At 39.2% G+C, this 6769-nt stretch carries 8 protein-coding genes; 3 read left to right on the top strand and 5 right to left on the bottom strand.

Translation table 11 applies throughout. The features are described 5' to 3' along the window. The coding region (locus AC3LHT_RS04295; RefSeq protein WP_488662081.1) for an HD domain-containing phosphohydrolase at positions 1-1719 on the top strand (1719 nt) is incomplete at its 5' end. A 486-nt stretch (positions 1720-2205) separates the two neighbouring features. Here the strand turns inward: AC3LHT_RS04295 and AC3LHT_RS04290 are convergent. From AC3LHT_RS04290 to AC3LHT_RS04270, 5 genes are all read right to left on the bottom strand, one after another. Continuing rightward, entirely contained in the window at positions 2206-2964 is a 759-nt protein-coding gene (locus AC3LHT_RS04290; protein WP_290644798.1) for an alpha/beta hydrolase family protein, read from the bottom strand. A 94-nt stretch (positions 2965-3058) separates the two neighbouring features. Beyond that, on the bottom strand, positions 3059-3808 hold the full coding sequence (locus AC3LHT_RS04285; RefSeq protein WP_488662080.1) for a hypothetical protein: 750 nt from the start codon (positions 3806-3808) through the stop codon (positions 3059-3061). A gap of 78 nt (positions 3809-3886) precedes the next feature. After that, positions 3887-4408, bottom strand: coding sequence for an LIM domain-containing protein (locus AC3LHT_RS04280; protein WP_290644794.1), 522 nt, complete (start codon positions 4406-4408; stop codon positions 3887-3889). A gap of 55 nt (positions 4409-4463) precedes the next feature. Beyond that, on the bottom strand, positions 4464-4985 hold the full coding sequence (locus AC3LHT_RS04275) for a chromate transporter (protein WP_290644792.1): 522 nt from the start codon (positions 4983-4985) through the stop codon (positions 4464-4466). Continuing rightward, entirely contained in the window at positions 4978-5520 is a 543-nt protein-coding gene (locus AC3LHT_RS04270; protein WP_290644790.1) for a chromate transporter, read from the bottom strand. Before AC3LHT_RS04270 ends, AC3LHT_RS04275 begins: the two co-directional genes overlap by 8 nt. A 115-nt stretch (positions 5521-5635) precedes the next feature. Here AC3LHT_RS04270 and AC3LHT_RS04265 point away from each other — a divergent pair, with 115 nt between their 5' ends. After that, positions 5636-6247, top strand: coding sequence for a PRC-barrel domain-containing protein (locus AC3LHT_RS04265; protein WP_290644788.1), 612 nt, complete (start codon positions 5636-5638; stop codon positions 6245-6247). Continuing rightward, the coding region (locus tag AC3LHT_RS04260) for a hypothetical protein (protein ID WP_488662079.1) at positions 6244-6769 on the top strand (526 nt) is incomplete at its 3' end. The genes AC3LHT_RS04265 and AC3LHT_RS04260, both read left to right, overlap by 4 nt.

The raw sequence follows: 6769 nt of genomic DNA, 5'->3' as shown, positions 1-6769 counted from the left end.
GAATATGCCTGGTTGATTATGATGCAGAATAATTGTCGGCGCAAGCTTAGGCACCTTGCAAAAGCCATCAATTACACTTCCGCTTTTAGCCTAAGAAGCGAGCTGAGGGATATTTTTCTATATCGTGAAAAATTCAGGGAATGCTTTCCTTTCGCTATTGCCTTAGATATTTTTGTGTCAAAAAGTTTCGACAGGCAACCTGTTTCAGAGCAAATTAGCATCTCTTATAAGCCTGAAGAGGCTTTACAGGGGATTTTTGAGCTTACTAAATACTATACTATGAAAAACATGGGCATGCACGCTTACATGGCAGCTGCCCTTGGAATGGATGTTATAAAAAAACACAAAGTTTCCTCCCAATTTGAAATCCCTGCAAAATACTACAAAATGATGACAGCTTTTGAATTGGGTTTTTCAGATGAGGCGATCAAATACTACAACGAACTGCTTCCCAGAGAAAGTGAAATACCCGACGAAATCAAACTCGGTTATTACAATGCCCTTGGCTTGATCTCGGCACAATTCCCAGGTGATGATCACAAAGCGGTTAAATATTATAACAAGGCCATTCAGGAAGCTGATATCCCCCAAAAGGTCGATATCGTAAAGATCAATTTTGCCGATTACTACTATGGTCGGGAGAATTTCGAGAAAGCGCTGGAATTGCTCAACGAGGTTTCTTCAACTGACTTTGCTTCTATAAAAGGCTATCTTAACACCATCAAACTCAAAATATACCTTCAAACTCCTCACGATGATGAATGCAAAAAAGTAGTAGAAGAACTTGAAGTGCTCAATAATAAAAGAGAAGACTGGATAGGCAACTGGCGCTCTTTCATCTTTTTGGGGCATTATTACGCAAAAATCAATAACTATGCCAAAGCCTCTTATTACCTGGAAAAACTGAAAAATGTAGAGGATTTCAAGTTCAACTCCTACCTTCAGGGAGAGGCTTTGGTGCTTGAAGCATCCCTTGAGCTCTCAAGAAAGAACAACATAGAAGGGCTTAAAAAGATCATACAGGCCTTTCAGTTGTTGAGTTCTTATAAGACCGTTTCTCCACATCTCAGGGGCATGATAAGGAACCTCCTCGGCAGTGTCGTGGATATATTCTCACAATTGATAATCGAGATCCGTTCTAAAGACCCCTACACGGCTTCTCATACCCTCCGGGTGGCAAATATCGCTTACCGCATGGGGGGAAAGTTAGGATTATCGAGGACTCATCTTTTTTACCTGTCTGTTGGTGCGATGCTCCACGACTACGGAAAAACCATGGTTCCCACCCATATATTGAACAAGCCCGAAAAATTGAGTTTTGAAGAATATGAAATAATAAAAATGCACCCCGAATACGGCGCTTCAAGGCTTGAAAAAATGCGATTCCCTCAGGAAATTGTAAATGTGGTTCTTTATCACCATGAGAGAGGGAACGGGAGTGGCTATCCCGTTGGCCTCAAACTCTCTGATATACCCTTTTTGGCCCAGATCGTTGCCGTAGCAGATGTCTTCGATGCCCTCACCACCGATAGGCCTTACAGGAAAGCTCTGAGCAAAGAAGAAGCTCTCACATATATCGTCGAACAAGGAGAAAATCTCGCTAAAAAAGAAGTAGTAAGCACTTTCTCTAAATGCCTGAAAGAAGGTATTCACCAACCAAATGAAGCGGAGTTTGCGGATATCTGGTCAGAGATCATTGAAACCTTTCTAGCAAAATAAAATAGGGGCTTTGCCCCTATTTATAAACTTTCAACCATTAATCTTCTAATTTGTCATCGTCATCAGGAAATACCCACATTCCAGGTCCCATTAATACTGTAAACATTCACATTACCCCCTTTTTCCCAATTTTTTGTCTATAACTCAAAAATGAATTCTAATAATAGGTCGTTCGTTGTAATAGTAAGTATTTTTCTAATTTCATGTTCTTTAGCATATCTCATTCGTTTGACACTAAGATTGTACTATTTGTACGTAAGAAATTCAAAAAGGTATTATCAAAGAATATTAAGAAGAAAATGGAATGTAAATCAATGTAGTCCAAAAAAATGATGAGAACTAACCGATAATCGGATTTATTCGTCTTTGCTTCTGTATTCTTTTATTTTGAATATCTTTATTATCTCAGACGTTTGAACTGCGATATTGTTCAAAAAAAACGGGCTAATTGATGTTTTTTAGCCCGTTTTTAGATGATTTTAATTATCAAAGATGGGAAATAAAAAAACTAACGGTGCTTTTCAGCAGTTTTTCCACATCACATTGTCTATTAAAAGTGTGTTCAGCTCCTTCTATTACCACCAGATCATAGCCGCTTTCAGCTGCTATTGTCTCGCTATGGAAGATGGGAACAGCCTCATCGGAAGTGCCATGAATGATCCTTACCGGTCCTTTGTAATTTTTCAAGGATTCATAGCTATTTTCGTGCACCGCGCTTTCATAAAACTCTTTACTGATGTAAAGTCCCCCAACATCCAAAAGTCCTTTTTCGTTGAAACTCATTTCCCTTTTCGTATGTTGAAAAGAAAAAATTTCTCTGTTCAGCAAAGCGGGTGCCCAAAAACACACCGCCCGTGGAATCTGCGGGTGCTTTCCGCTGAACATAGCCGTTATAGTACCTCCCATACTGAAGCCAAGAAAGCCTATCCTGCTTTTACTAACATACGGTAAAGACAAGGCAAAATCGTAAATGCGTTCAAGATCGTTCAGCTCCGTTTGCAGGGTCATTTCTTCAAATGCGCCGTCACTGTTTCCAGAACCAAAGAAGTCAAATCTGATACTCATAATGTTTTGCTCACACAATGCGTCCGCGGTTCTTTTAAAGATAAAATGCGGCTCAAGGTGATTGCCGGTGAATCCATGCGAAAATATCACTGCGGGAAATTTTTGATCGCCATAAGGTTTCTGAATAATTCCAAAAAGCCTATTTCCCTCTTTTCCTATGACAAAAGGAATTTTTTCCATCAAAATGCCCCCTTATTTTGGGATTCATTCCTATAAAGTATAGCAAAACGGGCGGGTTACCCCGCCCGTTATTTCTTGCTGTGCATTCTCTCGTTTATTCAATGCCAGCGTAATCTTTTAGCGTATCCAGGAAAACCGGTGAGAAAATTAATCTCCCGATTTTTTTGTCTATTTCTTTCTTCATTATGGTTGCTCTCTTTTTCATCTCGATTGATTTTTGCTTGATATTTTCCTTGGCGTCCATTGCCTTGGCCTTAAATTCTTTGAGAGCCCTTGCCTTTTCTTCAGGGGTCATGTTCATCATTTTTTCTTTCATTGGCTCCGGGAGCTTTTTCACGAGTTCTTCGGGGTTTTCCTTGAACTGCTTTGCTCTTTCTCTTAAGGCTTCAGGTTTTATGCCCCTTTCTTGGAGTTTTCCTGCAATATTTTTTTGAATTATCTGCTTGAACTTTTCTGCTTGTGCAAGTGTTATGTTCTCTTTGAAAAGCGTTAAAACAGAATCACGTATTCTGGCAAAAGCACTTGCCTGTTCTTTTAATGCCTCATATATTCTTTTGGTCTGTTCATCGTTACCGCTAATTAAAGCTTCTCTAAGCTTTTCAAGTAGCTCGGTTTTGTTTCCATTTAACTCATCAACTTTTGCTTTCGCATCTATAAGACCCTCATACAGCGTAGCTGCCTGATCTTTGCTGAGATCGATCGCTCTAAAAACCTCAAGAATCCTGACTGACATCGCCAGTTTTGCAACATCAGCTTTCGAAGTATCTTTGGAGTAAGTTTCAGCGGCTAAAACAGCGGTCAAGGACAGCAAAACAACCATGAAAACCACCAATGTTTTTCTCACAATAAATCCCTCCTCTTTTAGAGTTCATACATTCTTTCGACGCTCAATAAGGAGAAGGGTTGAGTTTCTAATAATTTTCTAAGATTTACTCTCTGCTTTTTGTGGTTTGTTCGAATGGTAAGTTAAAACAGATACATCGGAAAGTATTACAGGTGTTCCACTCATGGAGATAAATATTAGTTTTTCGCTATCCATGGATTCAACAGTACTCATAGAGGTTTTTAAACCTATTATCGCGTTGGCTCCAAAATTTGCGGCCTGAAACTTCAAATCCTCTAAAAGAGAGAGTTTTAATGTATCGAGTTCATAGGTTAAGGAGAGTGCGTTAGCCATTCCGCTCGTGGTTACGGGCATCTTTATGGATTTCATGTTCAGCTTCAAAATTGCCTCGGCGGATATTGCCTGAAAGTACCTTTTGATATCGACCGGAATGGTATCCACAGTGAGTACCATAACATCTGGAATGGCGGTTTCCGTTAATCCATGACGATTTTCTTTACTGAGCTTGCTCGCACATTCAAGACAATAATTTTTCCCATCAATCTTGACCATCTCGTCTTTTGGAAAGCGCTTCTTGCATGAATAACAGACTTTAGACATTTTAAATCCCCCTGTATTTCACTTGATCGCTCACTCTCATTTTAACAAAAAACTGTCAGAATGCAGCGAGAAGAATACCAGCCACTCCCCCTCCAAGAATAATCCATATGGGTGAAAGTTTTTTTAAGAAAATCAAAGCCAAAAAAGCGCAAATAAAGATAAACATAGAAGATAGGTCAATCACGGAAGCGGATCCAATCCGGTAAGTCGCAACAAGTATCAAAACAAGGGCAGCCCCTTTTAGAGCCTCGATAAGACGCTTTTCATCAACAAATCTGGTAACAAGTTTCAATGTTTTTAAAAGTACATACACCCACAAAATGCTGGGAAGTATGAATCCCGCGGTTGCTAATAGCGCACCGGTTAATCCATAAAGCTTGTAACCGATGAAAGTCGAAGCATTTAATCCTATTGGTCCAGGGGTCATCTGGGCAATCGAAAGGAAGTCCAGAAACTCTTGTTGGGTAAACCAATGATGTATCTGCACAACTTCGTCTTGTATCAAGCCAATAGCCCCGTAACCTCCTCCAAAGGCTATAAGGCCGATTTTAAGAAAAGTCAAGAAAATCTCAATCATTCTTATCACCCTGTATCATGTAAACAACGACTGTTGTGACTAAAACTGTCCAAAACAAAGGTAATTTTAGAATCAGTACCAGAAGCGTTATAACAAACAACGAAATTAGCACTTTTTTTCTTTTGAGTTTGTTTAGAATCAACTGATAGGACAAATAAACCAGTACGGCTGTAATAGTTGCCCTTACCCCGCGAAGAAAACCGGAAAAGAGCGGGATGTTCACAATGTTTCCAAAGAGAATACCTACAAGTACCATTATTGTGAACGGAGGAACAGCAACCCCAATTAATGCTGCTATTGCTCCTGAAACCCCTGCAATGTTACTCCCCAAAATGAGTGAGAGATTCACCGCAATAGCACCTGGTATACTCTGGGCCCTCGCCACTGCTCCGAGAAATTCGTCATCTGAAACTATGGCGTACCTCTTCACCACGTACTCTCTTATAACTGGTATCATGGCATAGCCGCCACCTATTGTTATTGCACTTATAGCTGCAAAAATCGAAAAGAGCTTAAATAGTTTTTTTGTCTCCATCGCATCCATAACAGAAAGATTTTACTACATAGTGGTAAAATTAATACAGAACCTCAAAAGATGAGCACATGTAGAGAATTCTCACATATAATTATACTTAAAAGGAGGTGGGGATATGGAAAGCAAGCTGAAATGGGGTGCAAAAGTCATATCTGAAGATGGCAAAAATCTTGGAAAGCTCACAAGGGTTGTTTTTCATCCTTCAACTAATGAAGTTACCCATATTGTTGTAGAAAAGGGTGTCTTCAACAGGAGGGCAAAACTTGTTCCTATTAATTCTATTCAGTTTGCCGCCTCTGATGAGATAAGGCTCAAGATTGACGCTTCACAAATAGATGAATTGCAGGATTTTGAAGAAACCTATTTTCTTTCTGGCAAGAATGTCAATGGAGAAGTAAAGCCTCTTTACTGGCTTCGGCCTGTTGGGGACTATCCGGAAATATATCCCTTACCGCCTCTTTCAGTCAGTTACAATCTCGATGAAGACTCTCACGCAATAGAGCCAGGGGTAATAGTTGTCTCTGCCGAAGATCACGAAGTTGGAAGAGTAAAAAGCGTTTTGCTCGATGAAAAGGGCCATATAACTCATTTTATTGCTGAAATAAAAATAGATGGCAAGAGCTCTACTAAAGTTATACCTGTTGACTGGGTAAGCAAAGTGGAAGAATCTTTTTTAAAAGTTTCCGCTTCAGAAAGAATGCTGATGAAATTACCGGAAAAACCATGATTGATAAATACTTTGTTTATTACCTTGCTATGATGGTTCTTGCTTTTTCTACAAATGCCAGATTTAAGGAAAATAGCATATTATCACTGTTACCCATAGCTATAGTTGTTATTTATTTTGTTGGTAGTGGTAAACTACTCCCTGAAAAACTCAGGAAAAGAGTCCTTGTTTTCCGTGAAAGATCTTATCCCTTAAAAGACATCGATGATGCTGTTTCTCGCCTTGAAAAAGATAAAAAACTCGATCTTATTGAATTGAAGAAAAACATAAACAACATTAAGAAAAAACTGCTCAATATAGCCAAGGTTCAAAGAAAGCTTTTTGTGTTTTCATTTATTTTGGCTCCAATTTTTCCGGTGTTAACAACTTTTGGAAGCAGGAATTTGAGTCTAATGGAAAAGACGATGTTATTATTTTCAGGCTATGGGGGAATGTTAGCAGTGGTACTGGTTTCACTTGCCGGAATAAACGCTTTTTTCAAGCAAGTAAAGCGCATTGCAGATAAAATAGATAGTCTAGAAA

It is taken from the genome of Kosmotoga sp., from assembly GCF_982836095.1.
This window is presented reverse-complemented; position numbering and strand designations above follow the sequence as displayed.

Excerpts from the sequence above, each read along its gene's own strand:
- AC3LHT_RS04290 (WP_290644798.1), bottom strand. The coding sequence starts at position 2,964 with ATGGAAAAAATTCCTTTTGTCATAGGAAAAGAGGGAAATAGGCTTTTT.
- AC3LHT_RS04280 (WP_290644794.1), bottom strand. The coding sequence starts at position 4,408 with ATGTCTAAAGTCTGTTATTCATGCAAGAAGCGCTTTCCAAAAGACGAG.
- AC3LHT_RS04275 (WP_290644792.1), bottom strand. The coding sequence starts at position 4,985 with ATGATTGAGATTTTCTTGACTTTTCTTAAAATCGGCCTTATAGCCTTT.
- AC3LHT_RS04270 (WP_290644790.1), bottom strand. The coding sequence starts at position 5,520 with ATGGAGACAAAAAAACTATTTAAGCTCTTTTCGATTTTTGCAGCTATA.
- AC3LHT_RS04265 (WP_290644788.1), top strand. The coding sequence starts at position 5,636 with ATGGAAAGCAAGCTGAAATGGGGTGCAAAAGTCATATCTGAAGATGGC.